The 20,860-nt window shown below is 63.0% G+C and carries 19 protein-coding genes and 1 pseudogene; 7 read left to right on the top strand and 13 right to left on the bottom strand.

All coding sequences use genetic code 11. The annotated features are described in order from the left end of the window. Positions 1 to 6: 6 nt before the first annotated feature. Together boxC and SB772_RS31970 are read right to left on the bottom strand one after the other, a co-directional pair. Positions 7 to 1,677 carry a 2,3-epoxybenzoyl-CoA dihydrolase gene (gene boxC / locus SB772_RS31975; RefSeq protein WP_410837144.1) on the bottom strand — a complete coding sequence of 557 codons (1,671 nt, stop codon included), beginning with the start codon at positions 1,675 to 1,677 and terminating at the stop codon, positions 7 to 9. A gap of 117 nt (positions 1,678 to 1,794) precedes the next feature. Beyond that, entirely contained in the window at positions 1,795 to 2,787 is a 993-nt protein-coding gene (locus SB772_RS31970) for a helix-turn-helix transcriptional regulator (protein WP_410837143.1), read from the bottom strand. A 184-nt stretch (positions 2,788 to 2,971) separates the two neighbouring features. Between SB772_RS31970 and SB772_RS31965 the strand changes: the two genes are divergently transcribed. The 4 genes from SB772_RS31965 to SB772_RS31950 all read left to right on the top strand — a co-directional run bounded on the left by SB772_RS31965 (position 2,972) and on the right by SB772_RS31950 (position 7,587). Then, on the top strand, positions 2,972 to 3,439 hold the full coding sequence (locus SB772_RS31965) for a DUF4863 family protein (RefSeq protein WP_410837142.1): 468 nt from the start codon (positions 2,972 to 2,974) through the stop codon (positions 3,437 to 3,439). A 19-nt stretch (positions 3,440 to 3,458) separates the two neighbouring features. Continuing rightward, positions 3,459 to 5,066, top strand: a complete 1,608-nt coding sequence (locus SB772_RS31960) for a 3,4-dehydroadipyl-CoA semialdehyde dehydrogenase (RefSeq protein WP_410837141.1) — start codon at positions 3,459 to 3,461, stop codon at positions 5,064 to 5,066. 89 nt (positions 5,067 to 5,155) lie between these two features. Beyond that, positions 5,156 to 6,748: a benzoate-CoA ligase family protein gene (locus SB772_RS31955; protein WP_410837140.1), complete on the top strand. Its 1,593-nt coding sequence runs from the start codon at positions 5,156 to 5,158 to the stop codon at positions 6,746 to 6,748. 8 nt (positions 6,749 to 6,756) lie between these two features. Beyond that, the gene (locus SB772_RS31950; RefSeq protein ID WP_410837139.1) at positions 6,757 to 7,587 is read left to right on the top strand and encodes an alpha/beta fold hydrolase; all 831 of its coding nucleotides are present in this window, start codon (positions 6,757 to 6,759) and stop codon (positions 7,585 to 7,587) included. 82 nt (positions 7,588 to 7,669) lie between these two features. Here SB772_RS31950 and SB772_RS31945 read toward each other — a convergent pair whose 3' ends face one another. The 3 genes from SB772_RS31945 to SB772_RS31935 form a co-directional block, all read right to left on the bottom strand. Beyond that, the gene (locus SB772_RS31945) at positions 7,670 to 9,040 is read right to left on the bottom strand and encodes a gluconate:H+ symporter (RefSeq protein WP_410837138.1); all 1,371 of its coding nucleotides are present in this window, start codon (positions 9,038 to 9,040) and stop codon (positions 7,670 to 7,672) included. Positions 9,041 to 9,119: 79 nt separating this feature from the next. Further along, entirely contained in the window at positions 9,120 to 10,238 is a 1,119-nt protein-coding gene (locus SB772_RS31940) for a porin (protein WP_410837137.1), read from the bottom strand. Positions 10,239 to 10,398: 160 nt separating this feature from the next. Next, the gene (locus tag SB772_RS31935) at positions 10,399 to 11,553 is read right to left on the bottom strand and encodes an aminotransferase class V-fold PLP-dependent enzyme (protein ID WP_410837136.1); all 1,155 of its coding nucleotides are present in this window, start codon (positions 11,551 to 11,553) and stop codon (positions 10,399 to 10,401) included. Between the two features lie 172 nt (positions 11,554 to 11,725). Between SB772_RS31935 and SB772_RS31930 the strand changes: the two genes are divergently transcribed. The 3 genes and pseudogenes from SB772_RS31930 to SB772_RS31920 all read left to right on the top strand — a co-directional run. After that, positions 11,726 to 12,589, top strand: coding sequence for an IclR family transcriptional regulator (locus SB772_RS31930; RefSeq protein ID WP_410837135.1), 864 nt, complete (start codon positions 11,726 to 11,728; stop codon positions 12,587 to 12,589). An 82-nt stretch (positions 12,590 to 12,671) separates the two neighbouring features. Next, positions 12,672 to 13,133 carry a RidA family protein gene (locus tag SB772_RS31925; RefSeq protein ID WP_410837134.1) on the top strand — a complete coding sequence of 154 codons (462 nt, stop codon included), beginning with the start codon at positions 12,672 to 12,674 and terminating at the stop codon, positions 13,131 to 13,133. A 55-nt stretch (positions 13,134 to 13,188) separates the two neighbouring features. Then, positions 13,189 to 13,758, top strand: a pseudogene (locus SB772_RS31920) (phospholipase domain-containing protein); the annotation flags it as partial. Positions 13,759 to 13,854: 96 nt separating this feature from the next. Here the strand turns inward: SB772_RS31920 and SB772_RS31915 are convergent. Genes SB772_RS31915 through SB772_RS31880 form a run of 8 tightly spaced genes read right to left on the bottom strand, consistent with a single transcriptional unit; the run spans position 13,855 to position 20,805 of the window. After that, entirely contained in the window at positions 13,855 to 15,144 is a 1,290-nt protein-coding gene (locus SB772_RS31915; protein ID WP_410837133.1) for an MSMEG_0569 family flavin-dependent oxidoreductase, read from the bottom strand. A 27-nt stretch (positions 15,145 to 15,171) separates the two neighbouring features. Beyond that, on the bottom strand, positions 15,172 to 15,456 hold the full coding sequence (locus tag SB772_RS31910) for an MSMEG_0570 family nitrogen starvation response protein (RefSeq protein ID WP_410837132.1): 285 nt from the start codon (positions 15,454 to 15,456) through the stop codon (positions 15,172 to 15,174). 13 nt (positions 15,457 to 15,469) lie between these two features. Beyond that, a complete protein-coding gene (locus tag SB772_RS31905; RefSeq protein WP_410837131.1) occupies positions 15,470 to 16,639 on the bottom strand; it encodes an MSMEG_0565 family glycosyltransferase in 1,170 nt (389 codons plus the stop codon). Further along, a complete protein-coding gene (locus SB772_RS31900; RefSeq protein ID WP_410837130.1) occupies positions 16,636 to 17,619 on the bottom strand; it encodes a sll0787 family AIR synthase-like protein in 984 nt (327 codons plus the stop codon). Before SB772_RS31900 ends, SB772_RS31905 begins: the two co-directional genes overlap by 4 nt. Next, on the bottom strand, positions 17,616 to 18,203 hold the full coding sequence (locus tag SB772_RS31895; protein WP_410837129.1) for an MSMEG_0567/Sll0786 family nitrogen starvation N-acetyltransferase: 588 nt from the start codon (positions 18,201 to 18,203) through the stop codon (positions 17,616 to 17,618). Before SB772_RS31895 ends, SB772_RS31900 begins: the two co-directional genes overlap by 4 nt. A gap of 2 nt (positions 18,204 to 18,205) precedes the next feature. Further along, on the bottom strand, positions 18,206 to 19,318 hold the full coding sequence (locus SB772_RS31890; RefSeq protein WP_410837128.1) for an MSMEG_0568 family radical SAM protein: 1,113 nt from the start codon (positions 19,316 to 19,318) through the stop codon (positions 18,206 to 18,208). Continuing rightward, positions 19,269 to 20,303, bottom strand: coding sequence for a Nit6803 family nitrilase (locus SB772_RS31885; RefSeq protein ID WP_410837127.1), 1,035 nt, complete (start codon positions 20,301 to 20,303; stop codon positions 19,269 to 19,271). Before SB772_RS31885 ends, SB772_RS31890 begins: the two co-directional genes overlap by 50 nt. Before the next feature lie 19 nt (positions 20,304 to 20,322). Then, the gene (locus SB772_RS31880; protein ID WP_054040483.1) at positions 20,323 to 20,805 is read right to left on the bottom strand and encodes an MSMEG_0572/Sll0783 family nitrogen starvation response protein; all 483 of its coding nucleotides are present in this window, start codon (positions 20,803 to 20,805) and stop codon (positions 20,323 to 20,325) included. Positions 20,806 to 20,860: the final 55 nt, after the last annotated feature.

Below are 20,860 nucleotides of genomic sequence, written 5' to 3'. Positions count from 1 at the left end.
CGCGCGTCAAACACGCGAGACGTCGAATTGCGCCTTGCTGCCCTTGCCGTACACCTTGAGCGCGCCCTTCTCGCCCACTGCGTTCGGCCGGTTAAAAATCCAGTTCTGCCAGGCGGTAAGCCGGCCGAAGATGCGTGTTTCCATCGTTTCCGGACCGTTGAAGCGCAGATTCGCTTCGAGACCGGTCAACGCATCCGGCGACATCGCCGCGCGTTCTTCAAGTGCGATGCGGATTTCGTCGGGCCAATCGATGTCGTCGGGCGACGCGGTCACGAGACCCAGACGTTCGGCTTCGACCGGTTTGATCGCCTGACCGATTTTCGAGCGCACGGCGTCGAGCGGCCCGGCTTCTTCATAGAAGCGGCGTGCGAGACGCGATTGATGCGTGACCATCGGGTAGAGACCGAAGTTGACTTCCGACAGCGTGATCGCCGGCTCTTCGTCTTCATTGCTCGGCTGCGCGGCCATATAGGTGCGGTCGGCGGCGAACGCGAGCTCCGCGAACGTGCCGGCAAAGCACGAACCGGGTTCGATCAACGCGAACAGCGAGCGCGACGACACGTCGATGCGCGCCAGCGTGCGGCGCAGCAGCCCGATCGTCTCGCGCACGAACCAGTGGTCCTTGTGCTGCATCAGCGTGGCGTCCGCCGCGAGCACGTGGCGTGCATCGCCTTCGGTCTTGAAGACCCACGTGCCGACCTCGAGCTCGTTGGTGCGCATCGACAGGATCGCGTCGTCGAGTTCGCGGGCAAACTGCAGCGGCCACCAGTTCGCGCCTGCGGCGACGATTGCGGCGACATCCGTGGGTTGTTCTGCTTGAGGCGCTTTGACAGTGAACGTCGCGATACGTTTTGCACGATCGATCGTGACGTCGAGCGTTTTGTAAGTGAGGCCGTCTTCGCGATTGGTGCGTTCGATACGCGTGAGCGTCACGCCTTGCGCGCCCGACGGACGATCGCTTTGCGCGGCGAGTTCGAGTGCGCGTGCCTGGATCGCCTGATCGAACTGGTTCGGCTTCACGACTTCATCCACCAGACGCCATTCTTTCGCGCGTTCGCCGCGAATCCCTTCGACCACCGTGCAGAAGATATCGGCACGGTCGTGGCGCACCTTGCGCTTATCGGTGACGCGCGTCAGGCCGCCCGTACCCGGCAGCACGCCAAGCAACGGCACTTCCGGCAACGACACCGACGACGATCGGTCATCGACCAGATAGATTTCATCGCAAGCCAGCGCGAGTTCATAACCACCGCCGGCGCACGCACCGTTCACGGCAGCGAGAAACTTCAGACCGGAATGACGCGACGAGTCTTCCAGGCCGTTACGCGTCTCATTGGTGAACTTGCAGAAATTGACCTTCCACGCATGCGTCGACAAACCCAGCATGAAAATGTTGGCGCCCGAGCAGAACACGCGGTCTTTCACGCTCGTCAGCACCACCGTTTTGACTTCCGGATGCTCGAAGCGGATGCGCTGTATCGCGTCGTGCAGTTCGATATCGACACCGAGGTCGTACGAATTCAACTTCAGCTTGTAGCCGTCACGAATCCCGCCGTCTTCGGCGATATCGATGCCGAGCGTGGCGACGGGACCGTTGAAGCTCAGTTTCCAGTGCTTGTACTGCGAGGGATCGGTGCGGTAATCGACCGGCGCGATGGCGGTTTCTGCTGTGGGCATGGGGCGTCTCCTGACTGGACGAAGCAAAACTTGTTTTTGAACAATAGTGCATCGTCATTCCCATGTAAAGCACTTTAGTGCATGTTTGCTAGTAAACCCCTAGCGCGCGACTGCATCTCAGCTCACGCGTGCGTCGTCCGGCGTTTCGGCCGCGAGCTTTGCGGCAAGCCGGTCGCGCAGTTGCAGATAGGCGTCGGCGAGCGTTTTCTCGCTGGTGTCGAAGCTCATGTCGGCACGTCCGTATAGCTCGCTACGCCCCGCCAGGATGCGCTTCAGGTCGTCCATCGCCTCCTTGTTGCCCGACATCGGCCGCAGATCGCCTTGCGCGATCACCCGGCGCATATGCTCTTCCGGCGTAGCCTGCAGCCACACCGTGAAGCAGTGCGACAGCAGCGCGTTGAAGGTGCCCGATTCCGACACCAGCCCACCCGGCGACGCGATCACCGCGCGCTCGTGCTCCTGAATCACCGCCTCGAGCGCGCGATGCTCATAGCGCCGGTAAGCGCTCGCGCCATAGAGCGAATGAATCTCCGACGGCGGACAGCCCGCGAGTTGCTCGATCACGCGCGTCAGCTCGACGAACGGCACCTTGCGCTCCTGCGCCAGCATCCGGCCGAAGGTGGATTTACCCGCGCCGCGCAGGCCGATCAACGCGATCCGGTCCTTGCGATGCGGGTCGCGCGGCGCCTGCGCGAACATCTCGGCAAGCGCCACGCGGGCGCGCTGCAACGCCGCCTGGTCACGCCCATGCAGCAGTTCGCGAATCAGCAGCCACTCAGCGGAAGCGGTGGTTTCGTCGCCGATCACTTCAGCCAGCGGGCAGTTCAGCGTCGCCGCGATCTGCCGCAGCACCAGCACCGACGCATTGCCCACACCCGATTCCAGATTCGCCAGATGCCGCTCGGACAGGCCGGTTTCCGTTGCCAGCGTCTTGCGGGTCATGCCGCGGCGCGCGCGCAGCAGGCGCACGCGTTCGCCCATCGCGGTCAGAAAAGGATCGCGTTCCTCGCGCTCGCCGCCGCGCTCGGCCCCGCTATCGGCTCGGCCCGCGCGGCTTGCGTCGCCATCGGCCAGTTCGTCCAGCGGTGCGGGAGAGTAATTTTGATTCATGTCTAGCGACCTCCTAACTGCGATATATGTACTATAGTGCTTGACATGCACTTCATGAGCGGTTAATTTTCGCCAAATATTGATCCAATGACAAACGCCCTCGATATTTTTCGGCGGCGTAACGGAGACGGCGCTCGAACACGCATGAACCAAGGTGCGTGCGCGCGCCGATCTGGAGGCTCGCATGTCCCCACATGACTTCCAACGCCTGATTGCAGGCATCACAGCACAACTCGCCGGCCGGCCGCTCGACGGCACGCTGGCCGCGTGGCTGAACGACACGTATCCGGCCGACGGCGCGACTTTCCGCGAACTCGCGGAGGCCTGCCGCAGCGGCGTCGCTGAAGGCTGGCTGTGCAACCGCGAAGGCGGCGGCATCCGCTACGGCCGCATCTTCAAGGCGCTGCCCGAGACCCACAGCTTTTCCGTCGACGTGGTCGACATGAAGGATATTGCCGGTCCACTTCACGTTCATCCGAACGGCGAGATCGACCTGATCATGCCGCTCACCGAAGGCGCCACCTTCGACGGCCATCCGGCCGGCTGGTGCGTGTACGGCCCCGGTAGCGCGCATCGTCCGACCGTTGCGAACGGTCAGGCGCTGGTGCTGTATCTGCTGCCGCAAGGCGCCATCGAATTCGCTGCTGCCTGACAACCGCGAGATCCACACCATGACCGAACTATTGAAGAACTACGTTGCAGGCCAATGGGTCGCAGGCAGCGGCGAAGGCATCACGCTGACCGATCCGGTCACGGGCGAAGCGCTCGTGCGTGTTTCAAGCCAGGGCCTGGACCTCGCACAAGCATTCGAATTCGCCCGTGAAAACGGCGGCGCCGCGTTGCGTGCGCTGACCTACGCCGCACGCGCCGCCCGCCTCGCCGAAATCGTCAAGCTGTTGCAAACGAAGCGCGAAGACTACTACGCGATCGCCACCGCCAACTCGGGCACCACGCGCAACGATTCGGCAGTCGATATCGACGGTGGGATTTTTACGCTGTCGTATTACGCGAAACTCGGTGCATCGCTCGGCGACGTGCATGCGCTGCGAGACGGTAACGCCGTATCGTTGAGCAAGGACCAGTCGTTCAGCGTGCAGCACGTGCTCACGCCGACGCGCGGCGTGGCGCTCTTCATCAACGCCTTCAATTTTCCGTCGTGGGGTTTGTGGGAGAAAGCGGCGCCGGCCTTGCTGTCCGGCGTGCCGGTGATCATCAAACCCGCCACGGCGACGGCATGGCTCACACAACGCATGGTCGCCGACGTGGTCGACGCGGGCATTCTGCCGGCCGGCGCGTTGTCGGTGATCTGCGGCAGCTCGGCGGGCCTGCTCGATCAGGTGCAGGCATTCGACGTGGTGTCCTTCACCGGCTCCGCCGAAACCGCCGCGACGCTGCGTGCGCATCCGGCCTTCGTGCAGCGCGGCGCACGTTTGAATGTCGAAGCCGACAGTCTGAATAGCGCGATTCTTTGCGCCGATGCAACGCCTGACACACCGGCATTCGAGCTGTTCATCAAGGAAGTGGTACGCGAAATGACCGTGAAATCCGGCCAGAAATGCACGGCGATCCGGCGTGCTTTCGTACCGGAAGCATCGCTCGAAGCAGTGCTCGACGCGCTCAAAGCGAAACTCGCGAAGATCACCGTCGGCAATCCACGCAACGAAGCGGTGCGGATGGGCTCGCTAGTGAGCCGCGAGCAATACGATAACGTGCTGGCCGGCATCGCCGCGCTGCGCGAAGAAGCCGTGCTCGCCTACGACGGTTCGGCCGTGCCGCTCATCGACGCGGACCTAACGATTGCGGCTTGCGTCGCGCCGCACCTGTTCGTCGTCAACGATCCCGATACCGCAACGCTGCTGCACGATGTCGAAGTGTTCGGTCCGGTGGCGACCGTGGCGCCTTATCGTGTCCTGGAGGAAAACGCCAGCGCCGGCCACGCCCTGCCCGAGGCCCACGCCATCGCGCTCGCGCGACGCGGCCAGGGTTCGCTCGTCGCCTCGATCTATTCGAACGACGACGCGCATCTCGGCCTGCTCGCACTGGAACTCGCCGATTCGCACGGCCGCGTGCATGCGATCTCGCCGGCCGTCCAGCAGAGTCAGACCGGTCACGGCAACGTGATGCCGATGTCGCTGCACGGCGGCCCGGGGCGCGCGGGCGGCGGCGAAGAACTCGGCGGTATTCGCGCGCTGGGTTTCTATCACCGGCGCTCGGCTGTTCAGGCATCGAGCGCGGCAATCGACGCACTGACGCAAACGACGAATTTGCCGACAACCTAGCGGCACCCGGACGCACAAGCGGCACGCAAGCACCGAGCGGATCAAGAGCACATAACAGCCGGACCGCCCTCACCCGATAGAGGAGACATATGGACACCCTGCTGGAACCCGCTGCGAGTCAGCCCGCCGCGACGGTCGCGCCGCCGCCCGCGCAATTCAATTTCGCAGCCTGGCTGTTTCACCTGAATGAAGCGCGCGCGGCCAAGGTCGCTTATATCGACGACACCGGCACCACGACCTACGGCGAACTCGAAGAACGCGCCCGGCGCTTCGCGAGTGCGTTGCGCACGCTCGGCGTGCATCCGGAAGAACGCGTGCTGCTGGTGATGCTCGATACCGTCGAACTGCCGATCGCCTTTCTCGGCGCGCTGTATGCGGGCGTCGTGCCGGTGGTGGCGAACACACTGCTCACCGCCGCCGATTACGTCTACATGCTCACGCATAGTCATGCGCGTGCGGTGATCGCGTCAGGCGCGCTGTTGCCGAACGTCACCGAGGCGCTGGCTACCGCCGAACATGACGGTTGCCAGTTGATCGTCTCGCAGCCGCCCGCAGGCGAGCCTATCTCGGCGCCGTTACTGAAAGATCTGCTCGACGCCACCGCGCCTGCCGCCAAACCGGCCGCGAGCGGCTGCGACGACATCGCCTTCTGGCTCTATTCGTCGGGTTCGACCGGCAAGCCGAAAGGCACGGTCCACACGCATGCGAATCTCTACTGGACCGCCGAGTTGTACGCGAAGCCGATTCTCGGCATCGTGGAAAACGATGTGGTGTTTTCCGCGGCCAAGCTGTTCTTTGCCTACGGTCTCGGCAACGGCCTGACGTTCCCGCTTGCGGTCGGCGCAACCGCCGTGTTGATGGCGGAGCGCCCCACCCCAGACGCGATTTTCACGCGCCTCGTGCAGCATCGGCCGACCGTGTTCTATGGCGTGCCGACGCTCTATGCCAGCATGCTCGCGTCGCCCAATCTGCCCGCGCGCGCCGATGTGGCGATGCGCGTATGCACGTCGGCCGGCGAAGCATTGCCGCGCGAAATCGGCGAGCGCTTCACCGCGCACTTCGGCTGCGAAATTCTCGACGGCATCGGCTCCACCGAAATGCTGCATATCTTCCTGTCCAATCGCGCGGGCGCGGTCGAATACGGCACCACCGGGCGCCCCGTGCCCGGCTATGAGGTCGAACTGCGCGACGAAGCCGGCCGCCCAGTGCCCGATGACGAAGTCGGCGACCTGTATATCAAGGGGCCGAGCGCGGCGCTGATGTACTGGAGCAATCGCGAGAAGTCGCGCGCCACCTTTCTCGGCGAATGGATTCGCAGCGGCGACAAGTATCGCCGCCTCGCGAACGGCTGCTATGTGTATGCGGGCCGCAGCGACGACATGCTGAAAGTCAGCGGTCAGTACGTGTCGCCGGTCGAAGTGGAGATGGTGCTGGTGCAGCACCATGCGGTGCTGGAAGCGGCCGTGGTCGGCGTGGATCATGGCGGGCTCGTCAAGACGCGCGCGTTCGTCGTGGTGCAGCATGAATTCGCGCCGTCTGAGATACTCGCGGATGAGTTGAAGGCTTTCGTCAAGGAACGGCTCGCGCCGCATAAGTATCCGCGCGATATCGTGTTCGTCGACGACCTGCCCAAGACCGCGACCGGGAAAATTCAACGCTTCAAACTGCGCGAACAGTCATAAGGTGAGCCATGCAGAACGCCGCGACCGCAACCATGGATGGCGACATCGCCGAACTGCCCGCCACGGCGACGCACGGGCCGTTGAGTATCGAGTATCGCTGGGTGAACGGGGCGGCTAGCGGCGCCCCGATCGCCGTGTTCCTGCATGAAGGACTCGGTTCGATTGCGATGTGGCGCGACTGGCCTCAGCGGTTGTGCGAGCGGCTCGGCATGCGTGGCCTGGTGTACTCGCGTCCCGGCTATGGACGCTCGACACCGCGCGCGCATCATGTGAAATGGCCAGTCGATTTCATGACGGCACAAGCGCGCGAGACTTTGCCTGCGTTGCTCGATGCACTCGATATCGACATGCGGGAACGCAAGCGCATGTGGTTGATCGGCCATAGCGACGGCGGCTCGATCACGCTGCTGTATGCGGCGCTGTTTCCAGACGCGTTGGCGGGCGCGGTGGCAATCGCGCCGCACGTATTCGTCGAAGACATTTCAGTGGAGAGCATCGCGCAAACCAAGGATCTGTACGAGACCACGGATCTGCCCAGCAAGCTTAGCCGTTATCACGCCGACGTCGATTCCGCGTTCTACGGCTGGAACGATATCTGGTTGAATCCGGCGTTCAGGGCATGGAACATCGCCGGGGAACTGGCGGCTATCCGCAAGCCCTTGCTCGCGGTGCAAGGCCACGACGACAACTACGGCACGATGGCGCAGATCGATACGATTGCTCAGCGCGTGCCGCATGCTGAATTGGTCAAACTCGATGCTTGTGGACACTCGCCGCATCGCGACGCACCGGATGCGCTGAATGAGGCGATCGCGGCGTTCGTTTTGCGGCAGCACTGAACCTTGCCCAGGTGTACCGGCGCCGCTCAACTTGAAATCGCGGCACGTCCAGCAAACGCGCCGCGATTGAACCCGAGCCGGCTTAAATCACGGTCGAGAGCCCCAGCGTAAACGCCAGCGCCGTCACCGAAATAATCGTTTCGCAAACCGTCCACGTTTTGAAGGTCTGCGGCACGGTCATGCCGAAGTACTCCTTCACCAGCCAGAAGCCGCCGTCGTTCACGTGCGACAGGATCAACGAACCCGCGCCGGTCGCCAGCACCAGAAATTCGGGACGCACGCCGCCCACCGTGCCGGCCGCCGCTGCAGCGATCGGCGCGACGATGCCGGCGGCCGTTGCCATGGCCACCGTCGCCGAACCGGTCGCCACGCGAATCAGTGCCGCTACCAGCCACGCGAGAATCAGCAACGGCACATGCGCGCCGGTCGCGACATCGACGATTGCTTTCGACGCACCGCTGTCGATCAGAATGCGGCCGAAGCCGGCGCCCGCCCCCACCACCAGCGTGATGCTCGCGGTCGGCGCGAGACACTCGTTGGTGAACTTGAGGATCTGCTCACGATTAAAGCCACGCGTCTTGCCGAAGGTCCAGAAGCTCAACAGCACGGCCAGCAGCAGCGCCATATCGGGATGACCGATCAGGCGCAGCGCGTTGTTCGCTGTCGATTTGGCCGGCACGATCAGATCGGCCCAACTGCCCACCAGCATCAGCAACACCGGCAACAGCACCGTCAATAACGTGATGCCGAAGCCCGGCAGTTCCTGATGCGCGCGCTTCGCATCCTGTTCGATGAACTGCTGCGCCATCGGATTGATGCCGTCGAGCACGACAAAACGCGAAATCAGCTTCGAGAACAGCGGACCGGCAATCGCCGCGGTCGGAATACCGACGATCAGCGCGTAGAAAATCGTGTGACCGATATCCGCGTTATATGCGGTAACCGCAAGCAACGCAGCCGGATGCGGCGGAATCAAACCGTGCACGACCGACAGACCCGCGACCATCGGAATGCCGACGCGAATCATCGAGGTGCCCGTACGCTGTGCGACGTTGAAAGCGATTGGAATCAGCAGCACGAAGCCGACTTCGAAGAACACCGGCAGACCGACGAGAAACGCGATGCACATCATCGCCCAGTGCACGTTCTTCGGCCCGAACAGGCCGATCAGCGTGCGCGCGATGCGCTCAGCCCCGCCCGACTCGGCCATCATCTTGCCGAGCATCGTACCGAGGCCGACCACGATCGCAATGTGTCCGAGCGTGCCGCCCACACCGGTTTCGAACGACTTGAGAATGGACGTCGCCGGCATACCGACGGCCAGCGCCAGCGCCACCGACACCATCATCAACGTGATGAACGGATTCATCTTGAAGCGCGCGATCAATACGACCAGCGCGATGATGGCGATCAATGCATAGACGAGTAACAGACTTCCTTGAACGGTCGCCATGAGTGCTCCTGATAAGAAAGATCGGCGCCGCCGCTTTGTTATGCGCTATTCGACATGAGCGACGGCGCAGGCGGCGTGCTTAGAACTTGTGGCGGATGCCGGCGACGGTCACGAACTGGCCGCTGTTGCTCGACGGATTCGAAATGCCTTCGATCCATGCACGCGAGCCGGAAGCGCGTTGATAAATGCCGTTCAGATAGAGGTCGGTGGTCTTCGACAGGAAGTACTCGCCGCCCACGCTCAACTGGTTGTAGTGGGCGTTAGCGGCCGTGCTCCCGCTGGTGTTCTGCGTCGTGTAGATGTAGCCGAGCGCGAGCAGCGTGGCCGGCGTGAACTGATACTTCAGGCTGGCTTCATAGTTGGCAAAGCGCAGGCTGCCACCCGTGAGCAACTGGAATTGCGAGTTCGTGTACAGCAGCGCGACCGTGGCCGGGCCGAACACGTAGGAACCGCCCGCGCCCCACACCTGATTGCGCTTCACGCCGCTGATGATCGACGAACCGGTGTTGTAGTAGTTGTCCGAAGGCGCCGCGCCCGTGGTGCTGGTGGCCGGCTGATTGACCAGCGAGTAGGCCGCATCCAGCCGCAGCGGGCCGTTCACGTAGTCGGCGCCGACGCTCCATGCGCGGTTGTTGGCGAACTGGCCCGCGGTGTTCGAGAACGCGTACATCGCGTTGGCGGTGAAACCGGCGTAAGTCGGCGTGGTGTATTTGATCGCGTTGCTGGTGCGATACGTGTTGTTGATATCGTCGTTGTCGTAGATCGCATTGCCGTACTGGCTCATTGCACCGACGCCGTTGATCTGCATGTTCGACAGGTAGTCCTGCACGCTGTTGTACTGACGGCCGAGCGTGATCGTGCCGGCCTTGTTGTTGGTCAGCGCGATCCATGCGCTGCGGCCGAACATCCGGCCGCCCTGGCCCGCCGCGCCGGTCTCCAGGCTGAAACCGTTTTCGAGCTTGAACAAAACCTTGTTGCCGCCGCCCAGATCCTCGCTGCCGAGCAGGCCCCAACGCGAGCCCTGCACATTGCCCTGCGTCGCCTGATAAGCCTTTTCACCCTTCTGATTGTTCGTGAAGGTAAAACCGGCATCGACGATACCGTACAGCGTCACGCTGCTTTGCGCGTTGGCGGCTTGCGCGGCAAGTCCGACGGCAGCGAACGCGATGGCTGTACGAAGAATCTGTTTGTGCTTCATGGTTTCCTCAAATTGAAAGAAAAAACAGCGCGCCGGTTACACGGAGATGTTCCGGCGATATAAGTAGTACTAAGCTGGCAAGTCAAAGCAGCACGGGAACGGCGTGCGGCGCTGCGGTCAAACAACGGTCATCGACGAAACGATACGAATCGGGAAAGGATTAATCCGGCCAGTTGCGGCGCGCAGCGATGCGGCGGGCGTCGCGCAGGTAAAACGACGTCACGATGGGTTCGGGCGACTGTTGCGCGCGTTCGAGTTCTGCGATCAGCCGCGCCAGCACGATCTGCTCTTCGCCCGGGTGCAGATTGCACGGGTCGAGGAAAAAGAAATGCAGCTCCGCTTCGTGGTCGCGCACGATCACCGGCGCCTCGCCTGCGGGCGGGCGCGCCAGCGCATCGGCGAGATCCCAGGCGGTGATGCGGGCCTGCTTCGGATCGATATGCAGTTTCAAACGGTCGAGCGGGTTGCCGGTCGGATCGGCGTCGATCTCGGCCCAGACGCCGTTGCAACGGTTCAAGGTTTCGCGCCACAACGTCAGATAGCCGCGTTCGCGAGCGCGGATCGCGACAGGGTCGCGGCGCTGCCATTGTTCGAGCGCGGCAATCGCGCCGACGATGCCTTCTTTACCGACTTTCATGCCGCGGCCAATGCCGCCGTTCTGGAAATACGCGGCACGCACCAGTGCTTTCTTGCCCGCGACGATGCCTGCCGTCAGGCCGCCGAGAAATTTATGCGCCGAATAGAGCGCGAGATCCGCACCGGCTTCGATAAAGCGTTTGAGGTCGTATTCGGACGCCGCATCGACAATCACCGGCACGCCCTTCGCATGCGCGACGGCGATGAATTCTTCGAGCGGGATCATGCCGAACTGCACCGTGTGATGCGACACCACGTAAAGCGCCGCGGTAGTGCGTTCGGTGATGGCAGTATTCAGTTGGTAGCCGTGCGCTTCGGTCGCCGCGCCCACCGGCACGACACGCGCGCCGCACAGACGGATCGCCTGGTCCACCGGTGCGCCATAATTGACAAGGTGGCCGGTCTGGATCACGACCTCGTTGCGCGTGCCCGGCATGCCGCTCGTGTCCGGCAATCGCTCGATCAGGCCGTGATCGTCGCCCGTCATGGTTGCGGCTATGCCGAGCGTGATCGCCGCCGAGCACGATGCGGTGATATAACCGGCTTCACTCCCGCATGCCTGCGCGATGACCGCCGAGGCTTTGCGTTGCAGGTCGTCGATCTCGACGAATTGCCGCAACATCTGCGCCGCCGCGTCGATCACCGGCGCGCTGACAATGGAGGCGCCCAGGCTTGTCATCGTGCCCGACGCATTTATGACAGGGCGTAAGCCAAAACGAGAGCGAATGTCCATCAAGCATCTCCAACCGGTTATTTCTTAATTATGGAATATGTGTTGTAATTACGGATCAGTCTAGCATACAATATCCTTGCGTCAACTGGACAAAAACATACAGCGTCAGAGGAGCAAGATGGCTCGCACGTCCCGACCTTCCACGTCCGAATCGGCATCCGCAGCGGCAAGCGCCAGTGTCGATACCGGCGCGGAGACAGCCGCGCCGCGCACCCGCACCAGCGCGATCGATCGTGCCGTGCAGATTCTCGATGCGCTCCAGCAAGCGAACCGCCCCGCCACCGCGTATGAAGTCGCACGCATGGTGGGCGCGCCGTTGTCGACCGTGTATTCGATCATCAACGATCTGGTCGAGAAGAATCTGCTGGCGCGGCGCCTGGACGGCGCGATCTGGCTCGGCTCGCGTCTGTATGGTTATGGATTGACGTACGCCAGCTCGCTCGACTACCTCGCGGTCGCTCATGAAGAGATGCAGCGGCTCTCGGCTGAAGTCGAAGAGACCGTGCAGGTCTGCGGACTCGAAGACGGCATGATGGTGGTTCAGCAAATGGCCGAAGGGCCGGGCCATTTTCGCGTGACCTCGCGTGTCGGCAGCCGCGTGCCGCTCAACTGGACCGCGTCCGGCCGTTTGCTGGTCGGGCACCTGCCGGATGCGGAACGAATTGCTTTTTTTGCGCAGCACGCGCAAGGCTCACCTACCGGCCGCGCGGAAACGCGGCCGCAAGTGCTCGCGCAAATCGCGCGTGAGGCGCTCGATGCGCGGCTGTCGATCCAGATCGGCGAATCGGATGCGTCGGTGGCGTGCCTCGCTGCGCCAGTGCTCGATAACACCGGCACGTGCGTCTTCACCATTTCGATCGTGATGCCCGAGGCGAAAGCCGCGCTCGGCACCGAGCGTTTCGCGCAGGCCGTACAAGCGGTCGCGGCGCGCATCGAAGCGCGGCTCGGCTGGCGGCATCGCGAGCAGGAACCGGCTGCATAAAACCACCGCGCGCTAATGTTTGCCGATGATTTCCGCCGCATCGCTCAATTCCTACAGACCGCCTACCATCACTTTCCTATCGATGAACTGCTATGACCGGCTGCACACGCGCGGCCTCAAGCTCCCGCAAGTGCCGACACCGATCGGCAATTTCAGGCACTGCACGCGCGAGGGCAATCTGCTGTTCCTGTCAGGCCAGGGTCCGCTCGACGAAAGCGGTTCGCTGATGACCGGCAAGGTCGGCGCAACCGTGAGCGCGGACGAAGCGTATCGGCATGCGCAGATGGTCGGCCTGAATCTGCTGGCCGTACTGCATAACGAGCTGGGCGATTTACGGCGCGTGAAGCGCGTCGTCAAGCTGCTTGGCATGGTCAACGCGGTGCCGGATTTCACCGAGCATCCGCACGTGATCAACGGCTGCTCGGACCTGTTCGTCGATGTATTCGGCGATGCCGGGCGCCACTCACGTTCGGCGGTTGGGGTCGGTTCGTTGCCGGGCAACATCACGGTCGAGATCGAGGCGATCGTCGCGATCCAGGATTGACGGCGCATCCTCTCCACACTGACGCCTCAATGCACCTTCACAAAAATTACACAGGTTCGTGCGCGTGCACGGCGAGGGCGCGGCCGGCCAGCTGGCGATGCGTTTCGTCAACACGGGCCGCGCCGGCGCGGTGTTTCTCGTCTACACCGCCCATAGTCTCGACGCGCCGCGCACCTATACGGTCGAAGCGGGCAAACGCCTGCAGGATCAGTTGCCGCTGAACCTCGACGGCTCGTACGACTTCACGGTGTACGGCCCGAACGGCTTTTTGCGGCGCTTCTCGGGCATGCCAGTTGCCAGAAGCTGGTGGAACGGCCCCAGTATCGCGCGGCCCGAAGTCGCCGAAGGCTACGACGTCGCGAACGGGAATCTGCAACTGCGTCTGAAGAATGTGGGCAGCGAGCGTTGCGTGTTCAGCATCGTCAACGCGTATGACGCGAGCAACGTGATCAGGCATTCGGTGCGCGGCGGCGATACCGAACAGTTGTACCTCGATCTGCGCAATGCGCATGGCTGGTACGACCTGGCGATCACGGTCGACACGGATCCGAGGTTCGCGCGGCGCCTCGCCGGACACGTTGAAACCGGCAATAGCAGCATGAGCGATCCGGCACTGGGCGGTTAAGCTTCAGCAAGACGCGTCTGCGAAAGGAACGGCCGTTGCGATTCACAGCAACGGCCGTTTTTCTATTCACTCACCATGCGCTGTCGGGCATCCGCCTCAAGCGGCCACAGCCGCAGTCATCGACGCACGTTGCATCTCCTTCGCGCGAATCGCCTGCACGATGTACTCGGCATCGCGCGCGACGCCGGAGAAGCGCCCGGATCCCCACGTATGCAGCCACGGCAAGCCGACGAAATACAAGCCGTCGATCGGCGTAATGCCGCGCGTATGCGCCGGATATCCGCGGCCGTTGAACACCGGGGCGTCGAGCCAGCTGAAATCCGGCGTAAAACCGATGCACCAGATGATCGACGAAATGCCGCTCGCGTCGACATCGAGCGTCGTACGTTCCTCCGCCGGCTGCCATAGCGGTTCATAGACACCGCCGGCCGGTGCGTCGATACCGTGCCTTTCGATAAAGCCGTCGATGCTGGCGTTGATCCGGTTATACGTATCGTCCGCGGCGTCGAGACTGGCGGCGAGCGTCGGCGCAAAGCGTAATTGACCGTCGCGCAGATCGTCGAGCCTGCCATACAGTTCCATACCTTCGGCGGCGAACTTGCGCAGATCGATATCGCGCCCACCATCGCGGCCGGTTACGTAGTGATTGGTGTTGTCGCGCACGCCTTCACGCAACGGATGCTTTTCGACCGGCATGTCGTAATACTGCATGTCGGCGAGCCAGTCCACCACATCGCGGCCCCGATAGAAGCGCGCGCAACGCGGCGCCTCGCCTACGGCGAGGATCACTTTGCGTCCGGCGAGATGCAGATCCTCTGCGATCTGCGCGCCGGATTGCCCGGTGCCGACGACGAGTACCGCGCCTTCGGGCAACGCCTGGGGATTACGGTACGCGGACGATTGCAACTGCAGGATCCGCGCGGGCAAACGCTCGGCCAGGCGCGGCACGATCGGCGTGTGATAACCGCCCGAGGCGACCACCACCTGATCGGCAGTGAAGTCGCCTTGCGTCGTCGCAATCGCATAGATGCCATCGTCGCGCTGCTTCACGCGTTTAACTTCCGCATGCTCGATAACCGGCGCACCGACATGCGCGATAAAGCCGTCGAGGTACTCGACGATTTCGTCCTTTTTCATAAAGCCGTGTGGATCGTCGCCACGGTACGAGTAGTCGGGCAATGTGCATTGCCAATTCGGCGTCACGAGACAGAACGCATCCCAGCGTTGCTGGCGCCATGTGTGCGTCACGGTGTTCTTCTCCAGAACCAGATGGTCGATGCCGGCTTGCTTGAGGTAGTAACTGACCGACAAGCCCGCCTGCCCGCCGCCGACGATGAGCACGCCATAGTGCCCATCAATCCTCGCGTGAGGTGTTGGATTCGACATGACGCATCCTCTGTAAAAGCTAAGCGGTTAGCTGAATTCGATAACCTTGACGGTCGCCTCAGGCTGATTGCGAAACCGCTCGGCGTCACGCTCGATCTGCGCGAGCTGATCCATCGCCGCCGAGCAGGCAAAGCCGTATTTTTCGCGCACGCGCTCCGACGCGATGCCTAACGCCTGCCTCGAACGTTCGACGAAATCGCCTAGCGCATAGGCCTCGCCGGGTGTGAAGAAATCGCCGATGACGAGCGAGGGCGAATAACAGTTCGCTTCGTCGCCATCGGGCCATTGAATCCGAAAGTGCATGACAGGCATCGCCAATCCCCAATCAATGAAAAACCAGCGCGCGCTTCGCGAGGAAGCGGCGGTATGCGTCGACGTGACGCCGCGCGCTCGCCGGCCAGCTGAAGCGCGCGAGCAAGGCCGGCACGGCGTGCTCGAAATCGACGTCACCTCCAGCCAGCGCGCGCAGCAACGCCGACGCGATCGACTCGATCTCAGTCGGCACGGCCCAGCAGCAGGTGGTGCCGTCGAGGTATTCGGTGAACGGTGCGATCGCCGACGCCACAACCGGCGCGCCGCTCGCAAGCGCTTCCAGCACGACGAGGCCGAAGCCCTCGCGCAACGACACCATCGACAACACATCGGCGCTGCGAAACAGCGCGGGCATGACGGCGTCTTCGAGCGGCCCGGTGACCACCACACTTTCATTCGGACCGACAGACAGCCCCAGTTCCGTCGCTCGCTGAAGCAGACGGCGGGTGTATACGTCATGGTCGAGCAGGCTTGCGCCGCCGGCGATCACGAGTTGCGCCTGCGGCAACGTACGACGCACGGAAGCAAATGCTTCGAGCAAAGCCAGCGTGTTCTTGCGTGCTTCGATACCGCCGACCGACAGCACGATCGGACCACCGTCGATGCCGAAGCGCTGCTTCAGTTGCACATCGTGCGTATCCGCGCGGGGCGTGAAGCGTGCCACGTCGACGCCATTCGGCACCGTCATCGCATCGATGCCGTGGCTCAAATGCATGTCGCGCGTCCACATCTCGCTCACGCAAAGCACCTGGTCCGCGTCCTGATACGCGCGCCGCTGCCACGCAGCCAAACGCGGATCGTCGAAATGATCGAGATGGTGCGCCGTGCGCATGAAGCCGTGAATGCGCCCTTGCGCCTTGAGTTCGGCGAGCGCGTTGCCGCTGATGCTGTCCTGCGCATGCAGCACATCGAACGACGCCGCGTCGTGCTCGATCAATGCATGCCTGAATGCATGAATCCGCGCTTCCATCATGGCCACCGTATTGGCCTGTGAAAGCGTGATCGGCGCATAAATCACGTGGCATGGCGGCAAACGAAATAGCGTTTCACCCGGCACGGCCGGGGCGAACACGGTGACGTCATGCCCGAGCGCGGTAAGCGCCGTCGCCAGTTCAAGCGTATGCACCACCCCGCCGCGCGGGTTGACTGAATGCGTCAGCAAGGCGATACGCAAAATGTTCATCGCGCACCGCCATTCGCGACGATGAACGGTTCGCGATTGAAGTCCCACAACATCGCTGCGTCATCGCGCTGGTGCACGACCGCCTGCCGCGTCGCATCGATCGAGCCGATCACCGCACAGGCCAGCGAGCGCGAGTCGAATAGCGCCTGCACCGCTTCGACGTGTTCCGAGCGCACTGACAGCAAATAGCCGAAGCTGGGAAACGCGGTGACCCAGCGTTCCAACGGCACGTCGGCGGGTTTCGGAATACGGTCGAGATCGATCCGAGCGCCGACTTGCGAGCACTCGAGCAACATCAACGCGGTGCCGAGCGTGCCGGCCATGCTGATATCCTTCGCGGCGTCGCATAGCCCGCTTTCCGCCAACTGCGGCAAGCGTTCGAGATCGGCCCTTAAACGCTCACCCGGCGCATCCACCGACGCATTCCAGAACGGATAGGGTTCTTCGAAACGACCGCGCAAATCGACCGCCATCATCAGGCGGTCGCCCGGTTTCGCGTTGAAGCTCGACAGCAACGCTTTCGCGCGCCCCACAATCGACACCGCCAGTTGCGCCGCATCGCTGCGCGTATTCGTATGACCGCCGACAATCGGCACGCCATAGGCAACCGAAGCCGCCGCCATGCCGGCAAGAACCTCATGCGCCGGCTCGATTCCCTGACTCCATAGCGCATCGACCACCGCCAACGGCCGGCCGCCCATCGCATAGATATCGCTGACGTTGACCATCACGCTGCTGTAGCCTGCGAACCACGGCATCGCGCTCACGAAATCGCTGACCATGCCTTCGATCGCGAACAGCAAATAGCCGTCGCCATCGGCGAGCGCCGCGCAATCGTCGCCGAGCGCGACCGCCTGCGCAAGATCGCGGGTGCCGCCGGGCAAACGCCGCGCCAGCGAGCTGACGACATCGACGATATCGGTCTTGTGCAGAAACCCTCGGCTCGCGCGCAAGCTGGCGACAAGATCGGCCACGCTCATGCCGCACTCCGCGCCGAAGCGTGTGCATGCGTAACAAAACCGCTGCATGGCGCGGTACAAGGCGGATACCAGGCCAGTTGCGCCTGCATCAGATGGTGCGGGCGCCCGAGCAACATTTCTTCAGCGAGCACGTCCCAATGCATTGCGCGAAACAACGGCACATTCTGGCTCTGCACGTGCGCGAGAAAAGTCTCACAGCCAAGCGCGTGCGCGCTGCTCACGGCGAGACGAATCAGCGTCGCGCCAATCTTGCCGTGGCGGCGAAAGGCGGCGTGCACCGCGAGCCGCGAGCCAAACCACACGCTGCCTTCGTCGCGATGAATCCGCACGGTGCCGACCACCTGCTCCGGCATGCCGGCCACGCAACTCACGGCCACCAGTTGTTGCGCATGTTCATCTTTGTCGTCGCGATCGTCGCCGACGAAAATGCCCTGCTCGATGCAGAACACCGCGCGCCGCAGCTTGTACGCTTCGTCGGCTTCCCAATCCAGCGTGGTCCACTTGATGCGGAATTCGCTGGGCGCATACGGCGTGGCAATGACCTCGCCAGCCACTGCAACGCCCGCAATCGCTTCGCCGAACATGATCACTCCTCGTACGATGACAGCGACGAACACGCACCGCATTTGCCGCAGCCCGCCTTGATATCGCTCGAGCGCATCGCGGCGGCGTTGAGCATCGCGCCGAGCGGTTGCAAGACCGCTTTCATAAATTCCGGTGTCGGCGCCGGATGGTCTTCGAGCGGCGTACCGCTGATCGGCACGAACGGCACCACGAACGGATACACGCCGAGTTCGATCAGCTCGCGTGACATCGCAAGGATCGCCGCCGCGCTATCGCCCAGCCCCGCGAGGATGTACGTGCTGACCTGTCCACGTCCGAACACGGCAACCGCGGCCTTGAACGCTTCCATGTAGCGCGACAGCGGCACGCTCGCTTTGCCTGGCATGACACGTTCGCGCAGCGCGGGCGTCACCACTTCGAGATGCATGCCCAGCGTATCGATGCCGCTCGCCTTCATGCGCGCGAACCAGCGGTCGTCGTCGGGCGGCTCGCATTGCGCCTGGATCGGCAGATCGACCGCGGCCTTGATCGCAAAGGCGCTTTCGCAGAGGATCCGCGCGCCGCGATCGGGCGTGGGGGGCGTGCCGGTGGTCAGCACCATATGCTTGACGCCATCGAGCAGCACCGCCGCACGCGCCACCTCGGCCAGTTGCTCCGGCGTTTTGCGCGCGATCGTGCGTCCCGCCGCCAACGATTGACCGATCGCGCAGAACTTGCAGCTCTTGCGACGGCTCTCGTAGCGGATGCAGGTTTGCAGCACCGTGGTGGCGAGCACGTCCGCGCCATGCAGCGCGGCGATGTGCGAATACGGCACGCCGTCGAGCGTCTGCATGCCGTAAAAGCGCGGTGCTTTTGTAAAGTTGATGTTGGCAATCGGGATCGTGCCGCGTAGCAACGCGCTCGAACCATTCGCGTCCGGCGTCTGCGCGACGAACGGCGAGTGCCAGGCGGTACTGGTATGCACCGGCACCATGATCGTCACGCCGTCCACCGTCACCGCTTTGTGATCCGACGGCCCGGCGCCGCCGCGCCGGCTCGCGGCGCCCGCATCCGGCGCGGCCAGCCGCAAACCCGCCGACTGCAATTCAGTCATCAATTGCCGGCTCGCTGCCGACAGCGTCTCGCTGGAGTTCATCGCGCCATCCCACGGTTGAGTTGAAATCGGTGTTCGAAGCAGCGGTCCACGACGGCATCGGCGCCACGGTTTCCGCAGGCCGCCGGTTGATCGCAAGGCTCAGCAATTCGGGCCGCGCGTAATGGCCGACCGAATCCATCATGCGTTTGCGCTTGGTGATCAGGCTCATGTCGAGATCGGCAATCACCATGCCCTCGCCTTCGCGCAGCGGTTCGGCCAGATGCTGCCCCTCCGGCGAAACGATCGCGGTATTGCAGCCGCCGCGCAGCGCCTTTTGCAGATTCGGGTCTGCCGTGACCGACGCGATCTGCGCTTCGCTGAGCCAGCCCGTTGCATTGACCACGAAGCAGCCCGACTCCAACGCGTGATGCCGGATCGTCACCTCGATCTGCTCGGCGAAGATCGGCCCCACCAGCGAACCGGGAAACTGGCTGCAATGAATCTCTTCGTGCTGCGTCATCAATGCATAGCGGGCGAGCGGGTTGTAATGCTCCCAGCAGGCCAGCGCGCCGACGCGCGCCACCGCCGTGTGCGCCACTTGCAAACCGGCTGCGTCGCCCTGGCCCCAGATCATCCGTTCATGAAATGTCGGCGTGATCTTGCGGCGCTTGAGCAGCAGCTGGCCATCCACATCGAAAATCAGTTGCGTGTTGTAGAGGCTGCCGTGATCGCGCTCGTTGACACCGAGCACGACCACCATCCGGTGCAAACGCGCCCGTTCGGCCACCGCTTGCGTCACCGGACCCGGCACGATCACGGCTTCCTCATAAAGCTTCATGTGATCGGCGCCGGAGGCGACCGGCGGCCGCACAAAAGAGAAGTACGGGTAGTACGGCACGAAGGTCTCGGGGAAGACGATCAGTTGCACGCCTTCGCGCGCCGCCTGCTCGATGGCCTCGCACACCTTGTCGAGGGTGCCGCCGCTGCGTTCGAAGTCCGGTGCGATCTGGACCGCGGCGGCACGCACGATGCGTTGGTCGGACATAGTGGTCACCCGCCTCTCGTCAAACCGTCCACGTGTGGATGATCAGCGCGTTGTCCTTGCGATGAAGAAGCTGGATGTCGAGCACGTCGAGCGGACTGATCGGCCGGATCCCTTCGATCAGCGACGCCTCGCCGTGCCCGTACAACGCTTGCAGCGCGAAGCGGCATGCGTACACCTTGCCGCCCTCTTCCATGAACTTCATCAACTGCTTGTTGAAGTTCAGATGGCCGGGAAACGCTTCGTCGCCGAGCGTCGGAAAGCCGCGTTGCAGACCGAGTGTGACGCCCGGCCCATACAGCAGCACTGAAGTCTCGAAGCCCTTGCGTTGCAAACGCGTGGCCTGCAACAGATTGACGAAGCCGATCGAGCCTTCGAAGGCGACCGTGTGAAACGTGACGAGCGCCTTCTCGCCGGGCTCGGCCTTCACGTCTTCGAAGACTTTCTCTTCGTAGTCGACAAGGTAATCGCCTTTCTGATGCAGCGGTTTGTTGACGGCTGGCATGACACTCTCCGATCAGGTTTGCTAAGTAAAGGATGACGCGCCATTCAAGCTGTGC

The sequence above is a fragment of the Paraburkholderia sp. SIMBA_030 genome (assembly GCF_046535245.1).
Lineage (GTDB): Bacteria > Pseudomonadota > Gammaproteobacteria > Burkholderiales > Burkholderiaceae > Paraburkholderia.
This window is presented reverse-complemented; position numbering and strand designations above follow the sequence as displayed.

Excerpts from the sequence above, each read along its gene's own strand:
- boxC (WP_410837144.1), bottom strand. The coding sequence starts at position 1,677 with ATGCCCACAGCAGAAACCGCCATCGCGCCGGTCGATTACCGCACCGAT.
- SB772_RS31970 (WP_410837143.1), bottom strand. The coding sequence starts at position 2,787 with ATGAATCAAAATTACTCTCCCGCACCGCTGGACGAACTGGCCGATGGC.
- SB772_RS31965 (WP_410837142.1), top strand. The coding sequence starts at position 2,972 with ATGTCCCCACATGACTTCCAACGCCTGATTGCAGGCATCACAGCACAA.
- SB772_RS31960 (WP_410837141.1), top strand. The coding sequence starts at position 3,459 with ATGACCGAACTATTGAAGAACTACGTTGCAGGCCAATGGGTCGCAGGC.
- SB772_RS31955 (WP_410837140.1), top strand. The coding sequence starts at position 5,156 with ATGGACACCCTGCTGGAACCCGCTGCGAGTCAGCCCGCCGCGACGGTC.
- SB772_RS31950 (WP_410837139.1), top strand. The coding sequence starts at position 6,757 with ATGCAGAACGCCGCGACCGCAACCATGGATGGCGACATCGCCGAACTG.
- SB772_RS31945 (WP_410837138.1), bottom strand. The coding sequence starts at position 9,040 with ATGGCGACCGTTCAAGGAAGTCTGTTACTCGTCTATGCATTGATCGCC.
- SB772_RS31940 (WP_410837137.1), bottom strand. The coding sequence starts at position 10,238 with ATGAAGCACAAACAGATTCTTCGTACAGCCATCGCGTTCGCTGCCGTC.
- SB772_RS31935 (WP_410837136.1), bottom strand. The coding sequence starts at position 11,553 with ATGACAAGCCTGGGCGCCTCCATTGTCAGCGCGCCGGTGATCGACGCG.
- SB772_RS31930 (WP_410837135.1), top strand. The coding sequence starts at position 11,726 with ATGGCTCGCACGTCCCGACCTTCCACGTCCGAATCGGCATCCGCAGCG.
- SB772_RS31925 (WP_410837134.1), top strand. The coding sequence starts at position 12,672 with ATGAACTGCTATGACCGGCTGCACACGCGCGGCCTCAAGCTCCCGCAA.
- SB772_RS31915 (WP_410837133.1), bottom strand. The coding sequence starts at position 15,144 with ATGTCGAATCCAACACCTCACGCGAGGATTGATGGGCACTATGGCGTG.
- SB772_RS31910 (WP_410837132.1), bottom strand. The coding sequence starts at position 15,456 with ATGCCTGTCATGCACTTTCGGATTCAATGGCCCGATGGCGACGAAGCG.
- SB772_RS31905 (WP_410837131.1), bottom strand. The coding sequence starts at position 16,639 with ATGAACATTTTGCGTATCGCCTTGCTGACGCATTCAGTCAACCCGCGC.
- SB772_RS31900 (WP_410837130.1), bottom strand. The coding sequence starts at position 17,619 with ATGAGCGTGGCCGATCTTGTCGCCAGCTTGCGCGCGAGCCGAGGGTTT.
- SB772_RS31895 (WP_410837129.1), bottom strand. The coding sequence starts at position 18,203 with ATGTTCGGCGAAGCGATTGCGGGCGTTGCAGTGGCTGGCGAGGTCATT.
- SB772_RS31890 (WP_410837128.1), bottom strand. The coding sequence starts at position 19,318 with ATGAACTCCAGCGAGACGCTGTCGGCAGCGAGCCGGCAATTGATGACT.
- SB772_RS31885 (WP_410837127.1), bottom strand. The coding sequence starts at position 20,303 with ATGTCCGACCAACGCATCGTGCGTGCCGCCGCGGTCCAGATCGCACCG.
- SB772_RS31880 (WP_054040483.1), bottom strand. The coding sequence starts at position 20,805 with ATGCCAGCCGTCAACAAACCGCTGCATCAGAAAGGCGATTACCTTGTC.